This window comes from Actinomadura sp. HBU206391, from assembly GCF_014323665.1.
Lineage (GTDB): Bacteria > Actinomycetota > Actinomycetes > Streptosporangiales > Streptosporangiaceae > Actinomadura_C.
Genome location: NZ_JABVEB010000073.1, coordinates 1 through 21,520, shown reverse-complemented (window position 1 = coordinate 21,520; position 21,520 = coordinate 1). Strand labels below are relative to the sequence as shown.

General features: G+C 70.3%; 26 protein-coding genes. 7 read left to right on the top strand and 19 right to left on the bottom strand.

Features of this window, described 5'->3' with window-relative positions; translation table 11 throughout:
* Positions 1-29: 29 nt before the first annotated feature.
* Both HKK72_RS21090 and HKK72_RS21085 read left to right on the top strand, forming a co-directional pair.
* Positions 30-410 carry a BlaI/MecI/CopY family transcriptional regulator gene (locus tag HKK72_RS21090; protein ID WP_187236128.1) on the top strand — a complete coding sequence of 127 codons (381 nt, stop codon included), beginning with the start codon at positions 30-32 and terminating at the stop codon, positions 408-410.
* A complete protein-coding gene (locus HKK72_RS21085; protein WP_187236127.1) occupies positions 407-1,372 on the top strand; it encodes a M56 family metallopeptidase in 966 nt (321 codons plus the stop codon). The genes HKK72_RS21090 and HKK72_RS21085 overlap by 4 nt, the downstream gene beginning before the upstream one ends.
* 180 nt (positions 1,373-1,552) lie before the next feature.
* Here the strand turns inward: HKK72_RS21085 and HKK72_RS21080 are convergent, their stop codons facing one another.
* A complete protein-coding gene (locus HKK72_RS21080; protein ID WP_187236126.1) occupies positions 1,553-2,287 on the bottom strand; it encodes an alanyl-tRNA editing protein in 735 nt (244 codons plus the stop codon).
* 85 nt (positions 2,288-2,372) lie between these two features.
* On the opposite strand from HKK72_RS21080, the gene HKK72_RS21075 reads away from it, so the two are divergent.
* Complete coding sequence (locus HKK72_RS21075; RefSeq protein WP_187236125.1) at positions 2,373-3,164, top strand: SGNH/GDSL hydrolase family protein; 792 nt, start codon at positions 2,373-2,375, stop codon at positions 3,162-3,164.
* On the opposite strand, the gene HKK72_RS21070 is transcribed toward HKK72_RS21075, so the two are convergent.
* The 7 genes from HKK72_RS21070 to HKK72_RS21040 form a co-directional block, all read right to left on the bottom strand.
* Positions 3,149-3,502 (bottom strand): DUF2516 family protein, encoded by a 354-nt coding sequence (locus HKK72_RS21070; RefSeq protein ID WP_315987364.1) that lies wholly within the window; start codon positions 3,500-3,502, stop codon positions 3,149-3,151. The genes HKK72_RS21075 and HKK72_RS21070 overlap by 16 nt on opposite strands.
* Positions 3,503-3,640: 138 nt before the next feature.
* Positions 3,641-4,036, bottom strand: coding sequence for a hypothetical protein (locus tag HKK72_RS21065; protein ID WP_187236124.1), 396 nt, complete (start codon positions 4,034-4,036; stop codon positions 3,641-3,643).
* Positions 4,033-4,425 (bottom strand): helix-turn-helix domain-containing protein, encoded by a 393-nt coding sequence (locus HKK72_RS21060; protein ID WP_187236123.1) that lies wholly within the window; start codon positions 4,423-4,425, stop codon positions 4,033-4,035. The genes HKK72_RS21065 and HKK72_RS21060 overlap by 4 nt, the downstream gene beginning before the upstream one ends.
* 110 nt (positions 4,426-4,535) lie before the next feature.
* On the bottom strand, positions 4,536-5,171 hold the full coding sequence (locus HKK72_RS42275; RefSeq protein WP_187236122.1) for a permease-like cell division protein FtsX: 636 nt from the start codon (positions 5,169-5,171) through the stop codon (positions 4,536-4,538).
* Positions 5,168-5,701 carry a SigE family RNA polymerase sigma factor gene (locus tag HKK72_RS21050; protein WP_187236121.1) on the bottom strand — a complete coding sequence of 178 codons (534 nt, stop codon included), beginning with the start codon at positions 5,699-5,701 and terminating at the stop codon, positions 5,168-5,170. The genes HKK72_RS42275 and HKK72_RS21050 overlap by 4 nt, the downstream gene beginning before the upstream one ends.
* 38 nt (positions 5,702-5,739) lie before the next feature.
* Positions 5,740-6,798 carry a neutral zinc metallopeptidase gene (locus HKK72_RS21045; RefSeq protein ID WP_187236120.1) on the bottom strand — a complete coding sequence of 353 codons (1,059 nt, stop codon included), beginning with the start codon at positions 6,796-6,798 and terminating at the stop codon, positions 5,740-5,742.
* A 193-nt stretch (positions 6,799-6,991) separates the two neighbouring features.
* On the bottom strand, positions 6,992-7,999 hold the full coding sequence (locus HKK72_RS21040) for a neutral zinc metallopeptidase (protein WP_187236119.1): 1,008 nt from the start codon (positions 7,997-7,999) through the stop codon (positions 6,992-6,994).
* 145 nt (positions 8,000-8,144) lie between these two features.
* On the opposite strand from HKK72_RS21040, the gene HKK72_RS21035 reads away from it, so the two are divergent.
* A complete protein-coding gene (locus tag HKK72_RS21035) occupies positions 8,145-9,848 on the top strand; it encodes a DUF2207 domain-containing protein (RefSeq protein WP_187236118.1) in 1,704 nt (567 codons plus the stop codon).
* A 395-nt stretch (positions 9,849-10,243) separates the two neighbouring features.
* Here the strand turns inward: HKK72_RS21035 and HKK72_RS21030 are convergent, their stop codons facing one another.
* Positions 10,244-11,074 carry a 3-keto-5-aminohexanoate cleavage protein gene (locus HKK72_RS21030; protein ID WP_261987021.1) on the bottom strand — a complete coding sequence of 277 codons (831 nt, stop codon included), beginning with the start codon at positions 11,072-11,074 and terminating at the stop codon, positions 10,244-10,246.
* A 29-nt stretch (positions 11,075-11,103) separates the two neighbouring features.
* Here HKK72_RS21030 and dtd point away from each other — a divergent pair, with 29 nt between their 5' ends.
* Positions 11,104-11,529, top strand: a complete 426-nt coding sequence (gene dtd / locus HKK72_RS21025) for a D-aminoacyl-tRNA deacylase (protein ID WP_187236116.1) — start codon at positions 11,104-11,106, stop codon at positions 11,527-11,529.
* Between the two features lie 71 nt (positions 11,530-11,600).
* Here dtd and HKK72_RS21020 read toward each other — a convergent pair whose 3' ends face one another.
* From HKK72_RS21020 to HKK72_RS21005, 4 genes are all read right to left on the bottom strand, one after another.
* Complete coding sequence (locus tag HKK72_RS21020) at positions 11,601-12,050, bottom strand: hypothetical protein (protein ID WP_261987020.1); 450 nt, start codon at positions 12,048-12,050, stop codon at positions 11,601-11,603.
* A 198-nt stretch (positions 12,051-12,248) separates the two neighbouring features.
* Entirely contained in the window at positions 12,249-13,226 is a 978-nt protein-coding gene (locus HKK72_RS21015; protein WP_187236114.1) for a YgfZ/GcvT domain-containing protein, read from the bottom strand.
* A 70-nt stretch (positions 13,227-13,296) separates the two neighbouring features.
* Positions 13,297-13,728 (bottom strand): Fur family transcriptional regulator, encoded by a 432-nt coding sequence (locus HKK72_RS21010; RefSeq protein WP_187236113.1) that lies wholly within the window; start codon positions 13,726-13,728, stop codon positions 13,297-13,299.
* A 480-nt stretch (positions 13,729-14,208) separates the two neighbouring features.
* Entirely contained in the window at positions 14,209-14,694 is a 486-nt protein-coding gene (locus HKK72_RS21005) for an FABP family protein (RefSeq protein ID WP_187236112.1), read from the bottom strand.
* Between the two features lie 306 nt (positions 14,695-15,000).
* Here HKK72_RS21005 and HKK72_RS21000 point away from each other — a divergent pair, with 306 nt between their 5' ends.
* The gene (locus HKK72_RS21000) at positions 15,001-15,363 is read left to right on the top strand and encodes a DsrE family protein (protein WP_187236111.1); all 363 of its coding nucleotides are present in this window, start codon (positions 15,001-15,003) and stop codon (positions 15,361-15,363) included.
* A gap of 119 nt (positions 15,364-15,482) precedes the next feature.
* Here the strand turns inward: HKK72_RS21000 and HKK72_RS20995 are convergent, their stop codons facing one another.
* From HKK72_RS20995 to HKK72_RS20980, 4 genes are all read right to left on the bottom strand, one after another.
* Complete coding sequence (locus tag HKK72_RS20995; protein WP_187236110.1) at positions 15,483-16,193, bottom strand: type 1 glutamine amidotransferase; 711 nt, start codon at positions 16,191-16,193, stop codon at positions 15,483-15,485.
* Entirely contained in the window at positions 16,183-17,415 is a 1,233-nt protein-coding gene (locus HKK72_RS20990; RefSeq protein ID WP_187236109.1) for a Mur ligase family protein, read from the bottom strand. The genes HKK72_RS20995 and HKK72_RS20990 overlap by 11 nt, the downstream gene beginning before the upstream one ends.
* A 104-nt stretch (positions 17,416-17,519) precedes the next feature.
* Complete coding sequence (locus HKK72_RS20985; RefSeq protein WP_187236108.1) at positions 17,520-18,275, bottom strand: thermonuclease family protein; 756 nt, start codon at positions 18,273-18,275, stop codon at positions 17,520-17,522.
* 519 nt (positions 18,276-18,794) lie between these two features.
* Entirely contained in the window at positions 18,795-19,112 is a 318-nt protein-coding gene (locus tag HKK72_RS20980) for a hypothetical protein (RefSeq protein ID WP_187236107.1), read from the bottom strand.
* Positions 19,113-19,119: 7 nt separating this feature from the next.
* On the opposite strand from HKK72_RS20980, the gene HKK72_RS20975 reads away from it, so the two are divergent.
* On the top strand, positions 19,120-20,496 hold the full coding sequence (locus HKK72_RS20975) for a hypothetical protein (RefSeq protein WP_187236106.1): 1,377 nt from the start codon (positions 19,120-19,122) through the stop codon (positions 20,494-20,496).
* A gap of 51 nt (positions 20,497-20,547) precedes the next feature.
* Here the strand turns inward: HKK72_RS20975 and HKK72_RS20970 are convergent, their stop codons facing one another.
* The gene (locus HKK72_RS20970; RefSeq protein ID WP_187236105.1) at positions 20,548-20,832 is read right to left on the bottom strand and encodes a DUF5955 family protein; all 285 of its coding nucleotides are present in this window, start codon (positions 20,830-20,832) and stop codon (positions 20,548-20,550) included.
* Positions 20,833-21,223: 391 nt separating this feature from the next.
* A partial coding sequence (locus HKK72_RS20965) for a hypothetical protein (RefSeq protein ID WP_187236104.1) occupies positions 21,224-21,520 on the bottom strand: 297 nt, incomplete at its 5' end.

The window sequence follows — 21,520 nt, the reverse complement described above, 5'->3', positions numbered from 1 at the left end:
TCATGCCCATGCCCGGTTAAGCTGAGGATGTGAAGGGTTTGGGAGAGCTTGAACGCGCGGTCATGGAGGTCCTCTGGGCACACGAGGACGCCGGCGGCCAGCCGGCGACCGCCCGTGAGGTGGGCCGGGCCCTCGCCGGCCGCGACCTGGCGTATACGACGGTGATGACGGTCCTCGATCGGCTGGCCAAGAAGGGCTTCCTGCGCCGCACCCGCGACGGCCGGGCATGGCGCTATCGTCCGGCGGCCAGCCGCGAGGGATATGTCACCGAGCTCATGCTCGGCGCGCTCGAACTGACCGGCGACCGCGACGCGGCGCTCGCGCACTTCGCCCAGTCGGTATCCGGCGACGAGGCCGAGGTGCTCCGCCGGGCGCTGGAGGACCTCACCCGTAAGGAGTCCCCGGGATGATCGGGGCGGCCCTGCTCGCGACCATCGCGGCCGGCACGGTCGTCGGGGCGCATGTGCTGTCCCGCGCCCGGTGGACCTGGCGTACGCCTCGTACCGCGATCGCCCTCTGGCAGGCCCTCGGGCTCGCCTGGGGGATCGCGACGATCGGCACGCTGCTCAGCGTCGGGCTGCTGCCCTACCGCGACGGTATAGCGGGCGGGCTGCGCGGGCTGGCCGACGATTCGGGCACGCGACTGGGGCTGGTGCAGCTCACGGCGCTACTGTGCGCGCTCAGCCTCGCCGCCGTGTTGCCCGCGATGCTGCTCTTCGCGGTTTTCCGGGTCGTACGGGCCCGGCGCCGTCACCGCGCGCTGCTGGCGCTCGTCGCCCACGGCGAGCCGGACGGCACGCTGGTGCTCGACCACCCGGCGGCGGCGGCCTACTGCGTGCCCGGGATGCGCTCGGCCAAGGTCGTGGTCAGTGCCGGCACCATGCGCCTGCTCGACAAGGCCGAGCTCGCCGCCGTGCTGGAGCACGAGCGCGCGCACGCCCGCGAGCGGCACGATCTCGTACTGCTGCCCTTCTCGTCCCTGCGGCAGGTCTTTCCGCGGTTCGGGCTGGTCAGCCGCTCTCTCGACGCGGTCGAGCTGCTCATCGAGATGACCGCCGACGATCGCGCCCGCAGGCACCGCCCGCCCCGCGAACTCGCGACCGCGCTCCTGCGCTTCGCCGCGGCCCGGCCGGCGGCGGCGCCGTCCGGCGCGCTGGCCGCAGTGGGAACGGAACCGGCCGGGTCAGTGCGGCCGGTCAGCTCCGAGAACAGGCCGTTCGGCCCTGAGGCGACGGCCGCCAGCCCGGTGCTGGCCCGGGTGAGCCGTCTGGTCGAGCCCGTGCCGACACATCCGGCGACCCGGGCCGTCGTGCTGATCGCCGCGGTGCTGATCGCCGTCGTCCCCCCGCTGCTGTACGCGCTGCCGCATTAGCACCCGGCCGCCGGCGGCTCTTCGCCGAGCGTGGCTACGACGAGACGACGATCGGCACTGGCGATCATGGAGCACGGCATCGGCTCGGTGGCCGCTCTGGCCGGTTCACGATTTTGAAGCCCAGTGCACGACCTCGAAGCCCAGTGCACGGCCTTGAAGCCCCATGCACGACCTTGAGGCTCAGTTCACGACCTTGATGCGGATCCGGCGGAAGCCGCGGCCCTTGTTCTCGATCTTGGCGACCGCGATGCGGCCGATCTGCCGGGTCGACGCCACGTGCGTGCCCCCGTCGGCCTGGGTGTCCAGCCCGACGATGTCGACGATCCGTACGTCCTGCACCTCGGCCGGCACCAGGTTGGTCGCGGTGCGGATGATGTCGGGGATCTCGAACGCCTCGGCCCTCGGCAGGGTCTTGACGTCGATGCGCCGGTCGGCCTCGACCTCGGCATTGCAGGCGGCCTCCACGGCCTCCTTGAAGCCGGGCGGCACCTCGGGCAGGTTGAAGTCCATCCGCGCGACCAGCGGCTCCATGTTGCCGCCGGTGACGAGGCACTTGTAGTCGCGGAACACGACTCCGCCGAGCACGTGCAGCGCCGAGTGCGTCCGCATCAGCGCCGTCCGCCGATCGTCCTCGACGGCCCCGCTCACGCTGGTTCCGGCGGGCGGGATCGGGTCGCCCTCCGCGGGGATCAGCGCGAGATCGTCGCCTTTTCTGACTCCGACGATCCTGGTCTGCACGCCCTGCCACAGCAGAACCCCGTGATCGGGCGGCTGACCGCCGCCTCCCGGGTAAAATGCGGACCTGTCAAGAATGATCTCCTCGGGTCCGGAATCGAGTACGACGGCGTCCCATTCGCGCAGCGACTGGTCATCGAGCTCGAGCCGAGCGGTACGCCCGTGGTGGTCTTTCCGCATACTTGTCACCCTAGGGGTCGCGTGGAGCGCTTGTCCGCGCGATCTCTCTGGGTCACGGCCGGGTTTGGTAGAGAGGGCTCGCAGGATGCGCCGTTTGGTCCCGTACGCCCTTGCGGCGGTCCTGACCATGAGCGGCTGCACGGCCGTCGCCTCGCAGTCGCCGCAGCGGGCCGGCAAGGCCACCCGCGCCACCGGCGACAAGGCGCTCGGCGGCAAGCGCTCAGCCGGCGGTGAGCGGGGGGCGACGGCACCGGTCGTCATGATCCTCGGCGACAGCTACACCGCGGGCATCCCGGGCACCCCGCCGACGGCGACCTACGCCGCGGACGTGGCAAGGACGCTCGGCTGGCAGATCATCATCGCCGGCTACCGCGGCACCGGCTTCGTCGCACCCGGCCGGATCGGCAAGACGTTCCCGATGCTGTTCGACGAGGAACTCGCCTGGCGCCCCGCCCCCGACATGGTGATCGTGGCGGGTGGTCACAACGACTGGCCGCACGACCCTCAGCTCGTGACGGCCTCCGCCCGGCAGTTGCTGACGAAGATCCGGCAGCAGTGGCCCTCGACGCGGCTCTTGCTCACCGGTCCGATGTGGGGCGGCGATCCGCGGCGCGAGGCGCTGCGCGTACGGGACGCCCTGAAAGGGGTCGCGAGCGAACTGCAGGTGCCCTTCATCGATCCGCTCCAGGAGAAATGGATCACCGGCAACGTGCGCAGGCGCACGGGAACGGCCAGGACCTACATTCGCCGCGACGGAGTGCATCCGAACGCCGCGGGCAACCGCTATTTCGCCGACCGTTTCGTGACCGACCTGCGCAGGCTCGGCCTCGACGAGCCGCGGCTACCGGCCGGCGGTGACGATCACCAGGGGCCGTAGGGCCCCGAGCCGCCGCCCTGGCCGCCCCGGTACTCCCGGACCGCCGGGCGCACATCGGCGTGATAGACCGCGGCCGCGATGAACGCCACGACCGGCAGGATGTTCAGCAGCAGGTTGATCGGCGAGATGCCGTTCAGCGGCGCCGCCGCGTTGGCCAGCCCGACAACGGTGGCGACACCAAGAATGATCAGCCACCAGCGCTTGGTCAGTTTGCCCGCCGAGGCATAGGCGGTGGTGGGCTGCCGCACGGCATCGAACAGCGCCCAGGCCTCGACGACGAAAGCGATGATCAGGAGCAGCCAGAAGAAGTACTGCAACAGGTTGAAGCTGGCATTCACCGGCGATCAGCGCTCCTGTCCAAGCGGGCGGCGCCGCCAGGTCGCGCGCGCCGCAGGGTGTCGATACGGCTCAGCCTATGCCAACGAAAAGCCCGGCCGGAGCTGATGCCGGCCGGGCCTTTCGGGAATCGAGGACGATCAGTTGCCGGCCTTCTTGGCGTCGGTCTGCGCCGTCTTCTTCGCCGTGGCGGCCTTGGCCCGCGGGGTCGGCTTGGGCTCGGAGATCTCGGGGACCTCGACCTCGACCCGGTTCACGACGGTCTTGCCGCGCTCGGCGAGCTCGTCGATCACTTCGGCGACCCGGGTGCCGAGGTGCGTCATGTACGCGACCGCAGCGCCGGGAAGGTCCTTGGTGTCGACCTTGTCCTGGAATTCCTTCGCGTTCTGCTGCAGCTTGGTGGCGTTCTCCTTGGCGGTGCCCTGGAGCCTCGTCACGTGCACGGGGACCTCACGCAGCTTCTCGACCGCGAGGTCGACCGCGCCGGCGCCCGCGTGGACCGCCTTGTGGTCGCGCAGCTTGGTGGCAAGCGTCATTCGACTTCATCCTTCCTAACGTCTTCGTGCACTAGGTCATGGCCGGCTGCTTCGTTCTCCTTGACGAACGACACATAGATGTCGAGCAACACCTGCTTCTGCCGCTCCGTGAGGAGCAGGTCGGCCCGGACCGCGGCCTGGACGTCGGTGTCCGCCTCGCGGTCCTCCAGGATCCCGGCCTGCACGTAGAGCACCTCGGCGGAGATCCGCAGCCCCTTGGCGATCTGCTGCAGGATCTCGGCGCTCGGCTTGCGCAGCCCTCTCTCGATCTGGCTGAGGTAGGGGTTGGACACCCCTGCCGCTTCCGCCAGCTGCCGCACCGAGATCTTCGCCCGCTGCCGCTGCTCCCGGATGTACTCCCCGAGGGAGCCGACCTTCGAACTTGCCATGTGTCCCACCATGCGCCAGATTGCTTGCAATTGCAAGCGCGCTGGCTAGCACTCCGACGTGAGGCTGCTCACAATTGCAAGCACCCCGGCAAGCACCGGCGTGAGGCCGCTCACGACCGCCTCGGCATCACTTCCGGTGGTTTGATCGCGGGGCCGTACCAGGTGATGATCTGGTCGACTCCAGGCCGGCCGAGGAAGGCGTTCGTGATGCTTCGGTAGTCGTCGGGGTTCCGGACCACCACCTGAAACGATTCTGCGACTTCCTCCGGTCCCCGCATGGACATGACCACGGGGTCGTGTGGGAGTTCTTTGCGGAGGCGTTCGTAGGCCTCCCCGCTCGACACGAACTCGAATTCACGCACGGTGGGAATGGCCTGGAGATCCGTCCTGATGCTGTCTCGTTGCGCCGCACTCACGTCGGTTCGGTCACAGGCGGGGTTCGCCGACATCCTCTGGCAGAGGATGATCGATACGTCGTTCTTGGAGGCCGTCGTGCCCGGCATCGCCTGGTCGGACGGGGAGGACCCGGTCGCCGGCCGTGATGCGCCGGAATCCCCGGAACCCGTGGCGAGCGAGACTCCGACGACCACTGCGGCCACCGACGCGGCGCTCACCATCAGCGCGGTGCGCCACGAGGGATGGAACCACCGGCCCCGGGGACGCGACAGCGGCCGGATGTCCTCCGGCCCGAGCGTGTCACCGACCGCGGACATGGCGGCTCGAAGTCGATCCTCGGTCGTGTTCACTGCCCCTCCTTCAGGATCCGGCCGAGCGCCGTCAGCGCGCGCGACGTGGTGGACTTGACCGTGCCTCTGCTGACCCGCATCGTCTCCGCCGTCTGCGCCTCCGAAAGGTCGCAGAAGTAACGCAGCACCAATGCCTCCCGCTGCCGGGCCGGAAGGCGATGCAGCGCGTTCATGACCTCACGCTGCTCCTCGCCTACGAGCGCCTCGGCCTCGGCCGACCAGATGGGCGGCAGGTGCTCGGCGCGGAATGGCACGCGCCGGCGCCGCAACGCGTTCCGGCAACGGTTGAGGACGGCGGATCGCACGTAGGCCAGCGCACGCTCTGGATCACGAAGGTGCGGCCAGCGCCGGTACAGGCCGAGAAAGGCCTCGTGCACGACGTCCTCGGCCGTGGGCCGATCACCGACCATCACCAGTGCCATGCGCGTCAACCGGAGGGCATGGCCCTCGTAAAGTTCGGCGACGACCGCCCACACGGCATCGGGGGGCCGATCCGCCGCACGACCGATGAGTACCAGTTCAGTGTCCATGTCCAAGAGACACCACGGGCCCCGGAAGGTTGCTTCGGTCAGGAGACCTGGGACGCGGGCGCCGTCCAGGTGTTGCACGATCGCGTGGTCGTGCGCGAGTAGCCGAGGTTGAGCCAGCCCGCGTAGTGACTGTTGCTGCCATGGTCACGTGTGTCCGGGTCCGACGGGTCGTCGCCGCGGCCGTAGGAGTCCCGCACCGCGACCCGCCACTGCTCCGTGCTGACCGGGAAGCTCGGCCGCACCGCGGCCATGAACACCCCGGCGAAGCACTGGGCCTGCAGTTCGCTGCGCCGCGTCACCGCGTTGCGCACGTCGAGGGAGGACGCCGAAAGCCGCAGTTCCCGGCTCTCGGCGAGGATGCCCGACCGTTCCTGCACGTGGTGGGCGTACTCATGCGCCAGATTGCGTGCATAGGTGACGTTGTAGGTGACCGGCAGATTGCCCGCCGACCTCTGGGCGTGGCCGCCCACGCCGATGTAGATGGCGTTGTTGAGCGTGCAGTAGAACGCCGCCGCCCCCGGGGCCGGGTAGTCGCCGCACGGGCTGCGGCCGGGCGTCCGCCAGAAGACCCGCCGCGGCGGGCTGAACTGCAGGCCCGCCCGGCTGAAGGCCGCGGACCAGGACCGGTCGAGGCAGTTCGTGGTGCTGTTCAGGAACGCCTCGAACGACGCGCTGTCGCCGGGCGCGATCTGCCGGCCCGCGCAGCCGAATCCGTTGATCGGACCCACCTGGTACAGGGGGCTGCCGGTCGCCGCCCGCCCGCCCGAGGGGGCACGCTGCTGCGAGCCCCCGGACCCGCGGTTCCGCGAGCCCAGCGGCGTGGACGACGATCCGGTGTCCCCGGCCACGGGCCCTCCGGGGGACGCGGGCTCCGAGTCGAGCATCAGCTTCGCCAGCACGGCGCCGCCCACGAACAGGAACGCCACGAAGCCCAGCGCTAGCACCGCGACCAGCGCGCCGCCGCCCCCACTACGGCGCGGCGGCGCGTAGTGGTACACCGGCGGCCCGCCCCACTGCGGTGCGAAGGGGGCGGGTCCGTGCGGTGCGTGCGGCGGCCGCGGCGGCCCGGGTGGTGGGGGCGGTGGGGGTGGCCGCATGTGTCCGGGAGGTCCTGCCGGCCGGTACGGCCCCGGCGGCGGATACGGCCCGCTCGACCCTGCCACCACTGTCTCCTCCATCAACCGCGGCCGGCGCCGCTCAACTGCCGTTCATCAGGCCAGAAAAGCCAATGGATCCCGTCAGATCCCGGCAAGACACCGACTTGGATGATTAATCCGATCAAATAGTGCCCTACGAAACCGTCGAAGCAGGGGCAGTCCAGGTATTACAGGCCGAGAGCACCCGATTTCGGAAGCCCTTCTCCACCCACCCCGCGTAGTGACGGCTCGATCCGTGGTCGCGCTCGTCCGGCGGCTGCTCGTCGTCACCGCGCCCGAGGACATCGGTGATCATGGCGAGGTACTGGCGCGCCGTCATCGGGAGGGTGCTGCGCTCCGCGCCCAGGAACACGCCGGCGAAGCACTGGGCCTGCAGTTCGATGCGGCGGCTGGCGTCCGTGCGGCTCGCGACGTCGCGCTGCTCCAGCAGCTCGTGGCCGTACGCCAGGATCCCGGCCTCCTCCTGCACGTGATGGCTGTACTCGTGACTGATCACTCGGGCGTACACCGCGTAGTTCGACACCGGCTCGTCGCCCGCCGTCTCGACGACATGGGCGAGCCCGACGTACATCGCGTTGTTCGCCGGGCAGTAGAACGCTGCGGCGCCGGGCTGTGGATAGGACCCGCAGGGGCTGCGGCCGGGTTCGGACCAGAAGACCCTGTCGGGTGGGGTGAACCGCAGGTCGCCCTTGGCGAACTGCCGTTGCCACGAGACGTCGAGGCAGCCGGTGAGCACTTCCATGAACCGGCGCATGGACACGTCGTCTCCGGCCGCGATCTGCGGCGCACGGCAGCCGGCCGGCGTCAGGGCGCCGGTGTTGTAGAGCTTGTTGGCCGTGGCCGCCGAGCGGCTCGCCTCGCCGCCCGAACGGCCGTTATCGCCGGTCGCCTGCCGGTCGCCCTGACCGAGCACCGCGATGCCCAGAATCGCGATCACGAACATCGCCGCCAGACTGCCCAGAGCACCGGCGACGGTACCGCCGGTCGTGCGCCGCGGTCCGCGCCGCCGGAGAGCGGCGTACTGGCCGTAGCCGCCGTGACCGAGCGACGTCGGCCCCCTCGCCCCCGCGAACGCCCCGCCGGCCGGTCGGGGAGGCGCGGCGCCACCGCCCGGCGGCGGAGGGAGGTATTGGCGGACCATGGTTAAAAATCATGGCATATGTGGAAAACACCGGCAGTACTGACGGTGCAGGTCAGCCCGGTTTCGGCCATCTGTGGACACTTCCGGACACTCCTCATACCCGGCAACGCCTCAGATCCCAGCTCGACCGGTAGCATTTCCGCCCATGCTGCTGCGCTCGCTCGTCGGCTCGCTGGCCCTCTCCACACTGGCCATCACCACACCGGCCGTCCTGGCCACCCCGGTGTCCGCGCACGCCGACGCCCGGAGCGAGGAACGCGTCCTGCGGGACGACGTCGCGCTGACCGTTCGCGCCGACGGTGTCGTGCACGCCAAGGAGACGATCGCGTACGAGTTCGCCGGCAGCCGTGGCATCGAGCGGTCCTTCGTCACCCGCACGCGTCAGGACGACACCCGCGACCGGATCTTCAAGGTCGAGAACGTCAAGGCGTCGAGCCCCGACGGCGGGCCGGCCACCACCTCGGTCACACGGGACGGCGACCGTACGATCGTCAAGGTCAGCGGTGGCGGCGCTATCACCGGCCGGCGCACCATCGCGCTCGAGTACGACGTGCTCGGCGGGATCGCCCAGATCGGCGGCATCCAAGAACTGCGCTGGACCGCGGTCAGCGGCTGGGGCGTCGAGGTCGTGTCGGCCAAGGCGACGGTCGAGGCCGACAGCGCGATGCGCAATCTCAACTGCTTCGCCGGCGCGCTCGGCAGCGCGGTGGGCTGCACCCAGGTCTTCACCAACCACACCCAGACGCGAGGCGAGTTCACCCAGCGGAACATGCTGCCGCAGGAGACCATGACGGTCGTCGTGGGCTACCCCGTGGGGAAGACGACCAAGTCCGCGCCGCTGTACGAGCAGCGCCGCACACTCGCCACCGCCTTCACGGTGAACGCCATCACCGGGGGTGCTCTGCTCGGGCTGCTGGTGCTGCTGCTCGGCGGCGTCGCGCTGCTCTACCAGCTCCGCGGCCGGGACGCCCGGATCGTCAGCCGCAAGGCCGCCGAAGGCGATCACACCCCGGTCAACGGCATGTCGTTCGAGCCGCCGAGCGGGGTGCGACCGGGGCAGATCGGCACGCTCATCGACGAGCAGGCCGATGTCATCGACGTCACCGCGACCATCGTCGACCTGGCCGTACGCGGCTACCTGCTGGTCGAGGAGGACACCCGCGACTGGACGCTCCGCAAGCTGGACCGGCCCGTTGACGATCTCTTCCCCTACGAACGGACGCTGTTCGACGCGCTGTTCTCCGGCCGCGACACGGTGCGGCTCGGGGAGCTCGGCGGGACGTTCGCCACCGACCTGGCCGAGGTCCGCGGCGCACTGTACGACGACGTGGTGCGGCAGGGCTGGTTCGTCCGCAGGCCGGATTCCGTGCGCACCCGGTGGACGTTGGCCGGCCTGATCCTGACCGCCGTGGGCGTCGTGGGCACGGTCGCGCTGGCGCTGTTCACCGAGCTCGGGCTGATCGGGCTGGCCGCGATCATCGCAGGCGCCGCGCTGGCCATCGGCGGGCAGTACATGCCGGCCAAGACGACCAGGGGCGCGACCGTCCTCGCGCACACCCTCGGTTTCCGCGCCTACCTCGCCCGTGGCGAGGCCTCGGATGTGGAGTCGCGACAGCGCATCGCGATGTTCTCGCGCTACCTGCCCTACGCGATCGTGTTCGACAACGTGCACAAGTGGGCGAAGACCGTGGAGGACGCGGGGGTCCGGACCGAGGGCGCCGACAACCTCTACTGGTACGAGGGACCGGCCGAGTGGGACCTTTCGCGGTTCGCCGACTCGATGCGGACCTTCACGCTAGCCACCTCGGGCGCGATCTCCCAGACCCGCCAGTTCCGCAGCCTGACCTGATCATTAGGCGGTTTATAACTCTTCGTCCAGATATGTATTAATTCCTCCCGCTGGGTAAGAGCCAGGTGGGAGGTGAAAAGTGTGTTGGCCGAAGAGCTCGGAAACGACCAGTGGTTGGCCGGCGGCATCATCGAGAGCCCCGCGCAGCGGAAGCGCCGCGACGAGGCTCCACGCCACGCCTCTCACTAGCCCCGAGACCTGGTCGCCTCGCCCCTGATGGGGCACGGGCGGGGCGGCCTTCCTCACGTCCGGGCGGCCGCCTCGGTTCGGGGCGGCCGCCGCTGTGCCGCGTCTCCGTCAGATCCGGGGTCTCCCCTCACATCCGGTCTCCGTGAGAGGGCTCCCGCGCGTCCGGGATCTACCTCGCGGCCGTTGCCGCGCCGGGCCTTTGCCGGTCAGCGAGCGCGAGACCCGGTCCTGACGCCGAGGAACGTACGGGCCTCGTCCGCGGGCATCGGTTCGCGCTGGGCGATCCGGGCCAGCGCGGCCGCCCGCTCGACCAGTTCGGCGTTACCCGTCACCGGCCGTCCCTTGGCGTAGGTCAGCGTGTCCTCCATGCCGACCCGCAGATGACCGCCGGACGCGAGTGCCGCGTACATGACGGGCAGCGAGGTACGGCCCACGCCGGTCGCCGACCAGCTGGCCCCCTCGGGCAGCGCCTCGACGGCGGCGACCAGCGTCCGGTTGTCCCCCGGCATCCCCCCGGGCACCCCCATCACCAGGTCGCAGTGCACGTGCCCGCCGTAGGGCGGCCCGTAGGCGTCGACCAGCCGGTTCAGGGCCCTCACCTGACCGAGGTCGAACAGTTCGAACTCGGGCACGATCTCCAGCTCCTGGGTCCGCTGGTAGAGCTCGACCATGAACGGCCATGGATTCATGAACACGTCGTCGCCGAAGTTGACCGTGCCGCAGGTCAGCGAACACGCGTCCGGCGCCGCGTCGAGCACCCGCAGCCGGTGTTCGTACGGATCGGTCACCGCGCCGCCCGTGGACAGCTGCACGATCAGGTTCGTGCTCTGCCTCAGCGCCTGCACGGTGTCGCGCAACCGTGCCAGGTCGAGGGTGGGCCGCGCGTCATCGTCGCGGATATGGACATGCACGACGGCCGCGCCGGCCGCCTCGCACTCCTTGGCCGTCTGAACCAGTTCCTCGATCGTCACGGGCAGGGCCGGGACGTCGGCCTTGGCCGACTCGGCACCCGTAGGTGCCACGGTAATGAGCGTCATTGCTCCCATGACCGGCAGAATGCCTCCTCATGAGGGCTGTCGTCCAACGGGTGAGTCAGGCGAGTGTGACCGTAGGGGATCGGATGGTGGGGTCGATCGACGAGCCGGGCCTTGTGGTGCTCGTCGGCGTCACCCATGACGACACCCCGCAGCAGGCGGAGAAACTGGCCGCCAAGCTATGGGGCCTGCGCGTCCTGGACGGCGAGAAGTCGTGCTCCGACGTGGGCGCGCCGCTGCTCGTCATCAGCCAGTTCACATTGTACGGCGATACCCGCAAGGGCCGCCGGCCGACGTGGATCGCGGCCGCGCCCGGCGCCGTGGCCGAGCCTCTCGTCGACGCCGTGGTGACGGCTCTTCGTGCACTCGGCGCGCGGGTCGAGACCGGTGAGTTCGGCGCCGACATGAAGGTGTCGTTGATCAACGACGGGCCGGTCACCCTGGTCCTGGAGACCTGAGCCGGCCCGGTTCCAGAGATGGCCCGGGCTCATAGGGTGGCACGGGCTCATAGGGATGGCACGGGCTCCGGCTAAAGGTAGTCGGAGACCGCCCACACGGCGGCCACGAGCGTGCCGCAGGCGGCGAGGACCAGCACGGCCCGGTCGGTCTGGTCCAGCCGGGCCCGTACGGCCGGAGAAACCACCAGCACACTCGTGCCCTGGCCGGTGTCGGGCGACTGCGACTTGCGGAACGGGTTGCGCATCCCTATCAGCCGCCACAGCGCGTCGTTCTTGACCTGCTGGTGGGCGGGCGTGCAGGCGAACAGCCGGCCTCGTACGGGGTCGACGCACCAGAGCCCCTGCCGGGTGGTGATCCGGCACATCGTGGGCACAAGGCAGAACTCGTACAGGCACCAGAAGAGGAGCAGCAGCAGCGCGACCCGCCATGACTGAATCAGCCAGGCCACCGCGCCCAGCGCTCCGAACAGGATCCACCACGCGAACGCCGGTTCTCGCCGACGTCGTCGTCGTCGCCGCATCTTCCCCTTCCCAGTGAGCAGTGGTGCCTCTTTATCCGGGTCCGCCACCATCGATAAAGACCACCTTCTCACTCGCGGGGCCGTACTCGATCTTCCTTTGGGAGACTCGCTCTTCCTTTCGGGGGACCCGCTCTTCCTTGGGCGGGAGCGGGGGCGGGCAGGGCGCTACGGGTGTCAGTATGCCCCTGGCTCTCCGTCCTACCCTCGCCTCGCGGCAGTACGACGAAGATCGATCTGGGCGTTGGCCCCCGTGTCGGGAGACACCACGATCTCCTGGGCGGCGGCCACCCCATCGGCCAGCAGGGCGGCGTCCACCGGGACGTTCCGCTTGATCAGGGCGAGTGCGATCGGGCCGAGCTCGTGATGCCGCGCCGCCGAGCCGACGAAGCCGATCTGGCGGCCGTCGAGCTCCACCGGGGCGCCGTGCCCGGGCAGCCGGTCGACGCTGCCGTCCAGGTGCAGGAACACCAGCCGGCGCGGCGGACGGCCCAGGTTGTGCACCCTGGCGACCGTCTCCTGTCCCCGGTAACAACCCTTGTTGAGGTGCACGGCGGTCTCGATCAAGCCCACCTCGTGCGGGATCGTGCGGTGATCGGTGTCGACGCCGATCCGAGGTTCGTGCGCGGCGATCCTCAGCGCCTCGTAGGCCCAGAGACCGGCCGGCCGGACGCCCCAGTCGCGGGTGAGCTCGGCCCGCGGGATGATCAGGTCGTCGCCCAGCGGGAGCGCGCCCTCAGGCGGCTCCCCACCGGGAACGGTCACGACGGCGTGCGACTCGGTCACGTCGGTCACGTCGACCCTCAGCATGAACCGCATCTTGTCGAGGAACTCCACCAGCGCGCCCGCCGCGCCCGGCTCGACATGCGCCCAGACCGCCTCGCCGTCGTCCACCAGGCGCAGGTGGTGCTCGACATGACCCTTCGGGCTGAGCAGCAGCGCCCGCGTGGGCTGGAACGGCTGGAGGTCGTCGAGCCGCTGGCTCATCAGGCTGTTCAGCCACCTCAGCCGGTCCGGACCGGCGACCCGTACGATTCCGCGGTTGCTCCGGTCGACGAACGCCTTCCCCGATTCGAGCGCGCGCTGTTCGTGGGACGGCTCTCCGTAGTGGGCCGCGACCTCCTGGTCGGGGGCGTCGGCGGGTACGGCTCCGGGCAGATCCAGCAGCGGGCTCTTCATGCCCTCCAGGCTACGCGGCCCGGCCGCCCGCGACTTCGGCCCTCGGCCCCCGCCGATCGGCCCTCAGGCGTCACGATCGCCCGGAGGCCGGCCCTTCGCAGTCGCCGCAGCAGCCGTGGACGGTGAGGTGGTGCACATCGGTCTCGAAGCCGAACTGGTCGCGCAGGAGCTCGACCAGCCCGTCGGCCACCCTCGGGGTGACGTCGGTGACGGTTCCGCATCTGCGGCACACCAGGTGGACGTGCTCGGCCTCGGCCGCGAGATGGTAGGTCGGCGGGCCGTGGCCGAGGTGCGCGTGCTTGACGAGTCCGAGCTCCTCGAGAAGCTCGAGCGTGCGGTAGACGGTCGAGATGTTCACCCCGTGAGCGGTGCGCTGCACCTGGGTGCAGATCTCCTCGGGGGTCGCGTGTTCCAGATCGGTGACGGCCTCGAGTACGAGCTGGCGCTGCGGAGTGACCCGATAGCCCCGAGCCCGCAGCTCCTCCTGCCAGGTTTCGGCCATGTTCAGAGTCTATGGCGCGTTGTGGCCCGGGCGGCCGGAAAAGAAATCACTTGCCCGCCCTCCCGGCGTTCGATTAGCGTGCGAGTTACGCAGGAGGGAGGTGGTCCAAGACATGAGTTGCTCTAGGACACGCGAGGTGGCTGTCCGTTAGTCGCCGTCCCGTCTTGGCTCCGTCACTGCGGTGACGGAAAACCGGTCGCGATGCGACTGGCGAAAACAAGACAGACACCCGATCCCCGGACCGATGGGCCTGTCCTGCCCATCCCCCGCACCTGCGGGAAGGTCCGGGGATCGTCTGTTTCCGCGACCGGAGGCGGGCGGAAACGGGTACGGTCGCCGACCGCGGCGCCGCCCCCATGTATGCCCGTGGCGCAGGTACACCCATGCCGCAGGTACGCCGTGCCGCCGCGCACGCTCACGCCGCCGGGCCCTCGTGGTCCCGGCGCATCGCCCCGGCCCGGGGCGCATCCGCTCGGACGCTCAGCTGACGCGCTTGAGCTGGGCCGACAGATGGGACTGCAGGCCCTGCCCCTCTGCGGCCAGGTCGTAGGCGTATCCGAGATCTTCGCCGATCAGCCCGTACAGGCGCTTGCCCGCGGTGACCTCCTTGGCGGTCTCGGTGCGGGCGACGATGTCGGTGCTCATCTCCGCGCGGGTGCCGGTGACCTCGCCGAGGTAGATCTCGGCGATCCCGGTGGGATGGGCGATGATCACTTCGAGCCGGCCCTCGGGCTGCGGTCGCCAGTAGCCCGACTCGGTCGCCAGCGGCTGGCCCAGATTGCCCTCGTCGTCGAGGCGCCATGTGCGGCTGTTGTAGATGAGGTAGGGCTTGCCGTTGTGGGAGAAGGAGATCTCCTGACCGAAGCGGAAACTCTCGATGGTGGGATAGCCGCCGACTCCGGCCCCTTCCCACTGGCCGAGCAGGAATTTCACAGTCTCGAGGGCGGGATGCAGCTCAGTCTCCATGTTTGAAAAGCGTAGCGGCGTTGCTCCGGACGTAGACCGCTACCGGTGGCTCTGCACCGATCCGGTCATCTCATCCGGGAGAGCTTCAGCAACATGAGCACGGCGAGCACCGCGCCGACGCCCAAGGTCAGGACGAGAGCCACGATGTTCAGCAAGCCGGCCACGGCCCGGAGTGTAGCGATCGGCGCGCCGGGCCCGCATCCGCCGGCCACGCCGGAGGTCCTGGATCGGCCTTTCGCCTCGGCCCGGCGGGGCGAGATCGTGGCCCTGCCGCCACGTCGGACCCGTTCGGAGTAATGTGCCGATATGGCGAGATCACTTGTGATCAAGGCAACTGCCGGTGCGGACGGCGCGGAGCGGTGCAATCAGGCGTTCACGGTCGCGGCCGCGGCCGTGGCGAGCGGGCTGCCCGTCTCACTGTGGCTGACCGGTGAGTCGGCCTGGTACGGCCTTCCGGGCAGGGCCAAGGACTTCGACCTGCCGCATGCGACCCCGCTGCAGGATCTGCTCGACATCGTGCTCGCCGGCGGGCAGGTGACCGTGTGCACGCAGTGCGCGGCCCGCCGCGACATCGGACCCGAGGACCTGATCGACGGAGTGCGCATCGCGGGCGCGCCCACGTTCGTCGAGGAGATCTCCGCGGACGGCGCCCAGGCCCTGGTCTACTGACGCCACCGATCGCGCACGTCACAGGCCCACCCTCCCGACGGTAGGGGCAGACCACGGGAGGTCGCCTCTGCTCAGAAGCCGCGCTCCCGGGGAACCACTTTGCGTGATCACGAGTCTGGTCAGGTGAGCACGGCGTTGAGGCGCTCTTCGCGGAGCCGTCCGGCCCAGGAGTCGTCGATCGGCTGGAGGTCCTGGCCGACCGCCCAGCGCAGCAGCAGATCGGCCAAGGCCGGGTTGCGGACGAGCGCCGGCCCGTGCATGTACGTGCCGATGACGTGGTCGCGGTAGGCGCCTTCGTAGCCGTCGCCGTTGCCGATGCCCAGGACCGTCTTGGCCAGTGGCCTGGCGCCCGGGCCCAGGTGCGTGACGCCCTGGTGGTTCTCGAAGCCGGTGATCTTCGGTATGCCCAGCGAGGAGTCCACCTCGCCCACGATCTCGCCCACCGCCCGGTTCTCGCCGCGGGCGCTGCGGATGTCGAGCAGGCCCATGCCCTCGACCGGCTGACCTTCCTCGCCGCCGAACTCGGTGCCCAGCAACTGGTAGCCCGCGCACACGGCGAAGATCACCGAGCCGTACTGCGCGGCCCGCGCCAGCCCGCCGTCGGCGCGCAGCCGCTGGGCGGCCAGGATCTGCGGCCGGTCCTCACCGCCGCCGAGGAGATAGATGTCGCCGTCCACCGGGACGGCCTCGTCCGAGCGCACGTTCACGGTCTGCGTGGGAATGCCCCGCAGCGCCGCCCTGCGCTCCAGCACGATGCAGTTGCCCTGGTCGCCGTAGGTGCTGAGCAGGTCGGGGTAGATCCAGACGATCTTGATGCGGTCAGAGCGCACGGCCGTACCTCGTTCGGATGTCCTGGAAGGCGGTGTAGTTGGCGATCACGTCGAGCCTGCCGGGGGGCACCGACATCACCGCCTGTTCGATGTCGTCGACGACGACGAAGTCGACGTCGGCGGCCTCGAGGCGCGCCGCGAGGTCGAGCCGGCGCTCTCCGCTCGCCCAGACCGGGCGGCCGCGCAGGATCCGGTAGTCGACGTCCCACAGCCACGAGGTGTCACGGCCGTCCGGGCCCTGCGCGTTGATCGACAACGCCACCGGCCCCGGCGCCGGCTCCAGCACGTCGAACGCCTCCAGCCAGCCGGCCGGGTTCTTCGAGAGCAGCAACCGGATCTGGCGGCCCTGGTACTCGACGGTGGTGTAGCGGCCGGCGACCGACTTCACCTGGCCGAGCAGCGGCATCGCCGCATCGGGCTGGATACCGAACTGTGCCACCACCGCCAGTGCCATCGCCCCGTTGGACCGGTTCGCCCGTCCCGGGAGCTGCAGCGAAAGGTCGTACGTCCGCCCGCCCGGCGCGGTCACCCGTCCGCCGTGCAGGATCCAGTCCGGCTTGGGCCGTGCGAAGGGACACTCCCGGCAGGCCCACGCCGCGCCCTCCCGGTCGAGCGGCCCGCCGCACTCCGGACAGCACCAGGAGTCATCGCGCCAGTGCTGACCGGCGGCCACCCACGTGACGCTCTTGGCGGTCGACGCCCCCCAGGTGACCAGCGGGTCGTCGCAGTTGGCCACGACATGGGTGTCGACACCCTCGAGGGCCTTGCGCCACTTGCCCGCGAGCTGCCAGATCTCGCCTGCGCGGTCCATCTGGTCCCGGCTCAGGTTCATCAACAGGACGACGTTGGCGCCGGTCTCCCTGAGCACCATCGGAACGTATTTTTCGTCACATTCCAGCACGCCGTACCTGGCGCCGGGCGCCGCCGCCAGGGCGGACACGTGCCCGGTCGGCATGTTGGCGCCGAAGGCGTTGGTCGCGACCTGACCGAGCCCGCTCATCGCCGACGCGATCAGCCGGGTCGTCGTGGTCTTGCCGTTGGTCGCGCTGACGAGGACGAGGTTGCGGTCGCGGGCCAGCCGGGTGAGCAGCTCGGGGTCGAGGGCGAGCCCGATCCGCCCGCCGATCACCGAGCCGTCGCCGCGCCCGGCCAGCCGCGACATCCTTGAAGCTGTGCGGCCTAGCGCAACGGCAAGTTGCGCGCGCAGCGGAAGATCGCTCATCTGCTCCCGATCTCTGTCTGGGGGCCGTCTGAGGAGTGGCACTCAGATACGGCGATAGAGCGACTCTAGTCGCTGGCCATGCCGGTTCGGGGCAATGGCGGCAATCATCCGGATGCTCCCGCACAGACGAATCGGTGATCACGCGGGGCACGCCGGGGAGTCGTCTCGGCCGTCGTCTCGGCGGCGGCCTGGGCAGCATGGAAGACGGCGGCGAAGCGGTCGTTGGGCGGGATCACCATCGCCCGGGCATGGCCGCTGCCGATCAGCGCCGCGTTGACGAAGACCCCCCGGCCGGTCCGTACGTGGAGCCCGGTCCATACGTAAAGCCCAGTCCATACATAAAGCAGAGTTCGGCCGTACGCGTCACGCCGTTCGCGGTCGCCGGTGACGTAGAGCATGGCGCCCGGCCGCACCAGCCGTGACAGTGCGAGCCGCGCGTCCCGTCCAGCGCGGTCCGGGCGGCTGACGCGGGTCACGGCCGCCGGTCGCCCGGTCCGGTGCGTGTCGGGCGCCGCCGGGTGTCCGGTGCGGTCCCGTGGTCCGGTGCGGTCCCGTGGTCCGGTGCGGTAGAGCTCGGGCGCGTCGACCCCGATCAGGCGTACGGAGACCGGCCGGCCGCCGGCCCGTATGACGAGCGTGTCCCCGTCGACCACCCGTACGGCGCGCACGCGCGTAGCATTCCGGGGCGGTGGCACCGCTGATCCACGGGCCTCGGGGCCGGTCGGTAGCGGTACGCTGCGGCCGTGTGTCCGGGCGTTCGGCCCGGCTGGAGCGAGCGCCGGCTCGCACGCCGTGCACAGCGCCACCGTGCACAGCGCCACCAGCACTAGGAGCGCCTTCACCCGCAGCAGACCACTCACCCGCGTACTCTCGCACCGGGCACCGACAGTGCCCGACGAGTCCACCGAGACGTCGAGGCGCAGGACCCGCGGGGTCCGCGACAATGCCAGGATCGGACAGCGAAGAGATTTGCCGGACAATCTGAACAGCAACCCCGAAACACACGCGACCCAGTAGTTTGTCAGGAAAAGCGGCGACAAGGCGAGGTCTGAGAACATGCAGTGCCCGACGTGCGGCAAGAACACGCCTGGGACGCTGAGCAGATGCGTTCGATGCAATGCCCCTGTCACTCAGCGGCCCTCAGAGGCTCCGGCACAGGAGTCTCCGACGCAGGTCGGCCCACCCTCTGAGGGTGCGCCACCGGCGGGGCAGCGGCAGTTCGACCCGACGGGTGAGGCATGGAACCCGGCACCGGCGACCGAGACGGCCCAGGACCCGCCCGGCCCGGCGGGAGCCGCCGGGACCGGCCCGCAGCCGTGGACGTCGGATTCGGAGGCGATCGAGCGCTGGGCCTCGGAGTCACCTCTTACCGGTGGTTCTCAGCCCTGGTCACCGTCCACAGAGCCGCGGCAGACGCCTTCGGGCCGGCCGGCGGCCGGCGCGCCCGAGCCGTGGTCACCCTCCTCAGGACCGTTGTCGCCCCCCAGGGACGCTCCCCCGGCCGCCCCGGCGGAGCCGTGGACACCGTCCTCGGACCCGCTGTCGGCCCCGCCCGGCCCGTCCGGGGCAGAGTCGTGGTCGCCCAGCGGGTCGAGCGCGGAATCATGGACGCCCCGCTTCGAGTCGGCGCCCGCGCCCGGTAGCACCGGCCCCTGGTCGACACCCGAGCCCACGAGCGGACCGGAGTCGCCTCTCACGCGCCCGATGTCGTCCGGGCCCGCCGACCCCGCCCCGCCTGACGGCGCCTCGGATCCTTGGTACTCCGCGCCACCGGCGCCCGCGCAGCCCCCTGCGGACATCGAGTCCACGCAGGCATGGCGGGCCGAACCCGAGCCGGTTCAGTCCTGGTCTCGCGAGCCGGACGCGGCGCAGCCCTGGTCCGCAGAGCCCGGCCGGCAGTCCGACGGCACGCAGGCGTGGTCTCCCGAGCCCGCACAGCAGTCCGACGGCTCACAGGCCTGGGCCCCGCAGCCCGGCCAGCAGTCCGACGCCACTCAGGCCTGGACCCCCGAGCCCGCACAGCAGCCCGACGGCCCACAGCCCTGGGCCCCGCAGCCCGGCCAGCAGTCCGACGCCACCCAGGCCTGGACCCCCGAGCCCGATGCCACGCAGGCGTGGAATGCCGGGCCGGCGCCCAGCGGACCCGACTCCTGGAGCGGACCCGGCGATCGGCAGGGACAGGGGACGGGTCCCGCCGACTCCATCGTCCCGGACTCGTGGTTCTCCGGGCCCCCGCAGGCCCCGCCGCAGCCGGAGGCCCCTGAGCGCTGGACGCCGCAGCCCGCACCGATGAACCAGGATCCGTGGGGCCCTCAGCAGCCTGCCGACGCGCCGCCGGCTTGGGGGGCGCAGGCTCCGGGCGGTATGGCGCCCATGCCGCAGCAGGAGACGGCGATGCTGGCATCGGGCTACCCGCCGTACGACGGCCACGGTCATCCGCCGTACGACGGCCATGGTCATCAGCCTGCGGATGAGCAGGGGAATCGGGCGAGCAAACCGCTCATCCTCGCGGTGGCGGGACTGGTGGCGGTCGCCCTGGTCGCGGTGGCCCTCGTGATGTGGCCGGACGGCGGCAAGGACCCGTCCGCGCAGCGCACCCCGGCGGCGGTGCAGTCGACCGCGAAGTCGGCCAACCCGGCCGCCCGGCAACAGGCCGCCGCGGTCAATTCACTGCTGAACCTGAGCGCGGCCAGCCGCGGTGAACTCGGGCGGGCTCTCGCCTCCGCGAAGAGATGCAAGGGGCTGCCGAACGCCATCGCCGGCATGCAGCGCGTCGCGCAACAGCGTCAGCAGCAGGTCGCCCGGGCCCAGACGCTGAAGGTCAACGCGTTGTCCAACGGCACCCAGTTGCGCGCCCACCTGGCCAAGTCGATCCAGATCTCACTCGATGTCGACCGCGCCTACCTCGCCTGGGCCCAGCGCGCCCGGGGCTGTAAGGGCCGGCCCAAGGCGGACGCCAACTACCAGCGGGGCGGTCAGCTCTCGAACCAGGCGACCGTCTCCAAGCAGCGGTTCGCCACGCTGTGGACGCCGGTGGCGAGAGAGCAGCGGCTGCGCCCCCGTACGGCCAACCAGTTCTGAGGGTCGCGGGCAGGATCGATCACTGCCCGGGACGGCCGGTGCGATCCCGGGTCAGGCGCGCAGGTCGACGCCGAGTTGCCGTACCGCCTCGGCGAGCACCCCGACCGCGGTGACGCGCGCCGCCAGCCGCCGCAGCGCGTCCGCGAGCCGACCGTCATCGCGGTCGCGTTGACCGGCCTCCTCGCGGATGTCCGCGAGGTCCCGCCGCGCCTTGACCGGCTCCGCCAGCGATCCCTCATGCCGGCCCAGCAACCGCTCGAGCCGGTCCAGCGCGTCGACGACCTCGGGAGAGGTCCCGCCGAGCCGCGCGACCCGGCCGAGAACACCGGCATCCATTATGTCCAGCCCTGGACTATCGCCTGCCATGGCGGCGCCCCCAACGGAACAGGAAACGTCGAGATAAACTGGTTGATCAAAGGTCGTCAAAGGTTCACGATGGCGAATGCCGGGCGTCGCGAACAGGTACGAAAATAGGGACGCCATGCACGGCGGGACGGCCTCGTGGCACAACACAACGGCCCACTGAGACGGCTCCGCCGCAGCTCGGAGCTGTGCGATCTCATCATCGAATCCCCCTGGGGATACCGAATCGCCGGTCTTCCCCAAATCATACGCCCGCCGCAAGTGCCGCATCGGAGAACTCTTGCTAACGCTTCGAGCCAATAGAGGTAAACAGCGGTCCATATTCGTGGCGAGTGTCGATGAGGTAACACGGGAATAAGATTGTTCACGTTTCCGAAAACTGCGGCGCCTCGTCGGAATCGACGAACCTTGCGGGCCAGCTGAGCACGGGCTCCAGCCATGAGTCGACCCGCATCGTCTCGGCGACATAGGTCAGTTGCTCATCGACGTCCAGCCCGATGGCGACCACCGCCACGTCCGCTCCGAAGCCCTCGTGATCGTCGTCACCGGCGATGGCCGTACGGGCGAGCGGCCGGTTGCGCTCGAGCTCGGGTGACAGCGGGTGCCGCCGCAGGGCCCACAGCCGATGGCCGAACTTGGTGTCCGGCTGCTGCTTCAGGCC

Excerpts from the sequence above, each read along its gene's own strand:
- HKK72_RS20975 (WP_187236106.1), top strand. The coding sequence starts at position 19,120 with ATGTCGTCCGGGCCCGCCGACCCCGCCCCGCCTGACGGCGCCTCGGAT.
- HKK72_RS21075 (WP_187236125.1), top strand. The coding sequence starts at position 2,373 with ATGCGCCGTTTGGTCCCGTACGCCCTTGCGGCGGTCCTGACCATGAGC.
- HKK72_RS20970 (WP_187236105.1), bottom strand. The coding sequence starts at position 20,832 with ATGGATGCCGGTGTTCTCGGCCGGGTCGCGCGGCTCGGCGGGACCTCT.
- HKK72_RS20990 (WP_187236109.1), bottom strand. The coding sequence starts at position 17,415 with ATGAGCGATCTTCCGCTGCGCGCGCAACTTGCCGTTGCGCTAGGCCGC.
- HKK72_RS21040 (WP_187236119.1), bottom strand. The coding sequence starts at position 7,999 with ATGGTCCGCCAATACCTCCCTCCGCCGCCGGGCGGTGGCGCCGCGCCT.
- dtd (WP_187236116.1), top strand. The coding sequence starts at position 11,104 with ATGAGGGCTGTCGTCCAACGGGTGAGTCAGGCGAGTGTGACCGTAGGG.
- HKK72_RS21005 (WP_187236112.1), bottom strand. The coding sequence starts at position 14,694 with ATGGAGACTGAGCTGCATCCCGCCCTCGAGACTGTGAAATTCCTGCTC.
- HKK72_RS21000 (WP_187236111.1), top strand. The coding sequence starts at position 15,001 with ATGGCGAGATCACTTGTGATCAAGGCAACTGCCGGTGCGGACGGCGCG.
- HKK72_RS21045 (WP_187236120.1), bottom strand. The coding sequence starts at position 6,798 with ATGCGGCCACCCCCACCGCCCCCACCACCCGGGCCGCCGCGGCCGCCG.
- HKK72_RS21035 (WP_187236118.1), top strand. The coding sequence starts at position 8,145 with ATGCTGCTGCGCTCGCTCGTCGGCTCGCTGGCCCTCTCCACACTGGCC.
- HKK72_RS21065 (WP_187236124.1), bottom strand. The coding sequence starts at position 4,036 with ATGACGCTTGCCACCAAGCTGCGCGACCACAAGGCGGTCCACGCGGGC.
- HKK72_RS21010 (WP_187236113.1), bottom strand. The coding sequence starts at position 13,728 with ATGGCCGAAACCTGGCAGGAGGAGCTGCGGGCTCGGGGCTATCGGGTC.
- HKK72_RS21020 (WP_261987020.1), bottom strand. The coding sequence starts at position 12,050 with ATGCGGCGACGACGACGACGTCGGCGAGAACCGGCGTTCGCGTGGTGG.
- HKK72_RS21060 (WP_187236123.1), bottom strand. The coding sequence starts at position 4,425 with ATGGCAAGTTCGAAGGTCGGCTCCCTCGGGGAGTACATCCGGGAGCAG.
- HKK72_RS21085 (WP_187236127.1), top strand. The coding sequence starts at position 407 with ATGATCGGGGCGGCCCTGCTCGCGACCATCGCGGCCGGCACGGTCGTC.
- HKK72_RS21015 (WP_187236114.1), bottom strand. The coding sequence starts at position 13,226 with ATGAAGAGCCCGCTGCTGGATCTGCCCGGAGCCGTACCCGCCGACGCC.
- HKK72_RS21030 (WP_261987021.1), bottom strand. The coding sequence starts at position 11,074 with ATGACGCTCATTACCGTGGCACCTACGGGTGCCGAGTCGGCCAAGGCC.
- HKK72_RS21080 (WP_187236126.1), bottom strand. The coding sequence starts at position 2,287 with ATGCGGAAAGACCACCACGGGCGTACCGCTCGGCTCGAGCTCGATGAC.
- HKK72_RS21050 (WP_187236121.1), bottom strand. The coding sequence starts at position 5,701 with ATGGACACTGAACTGGTACTCATCGGTCGTGCGGCGGATCGGCCCCCC.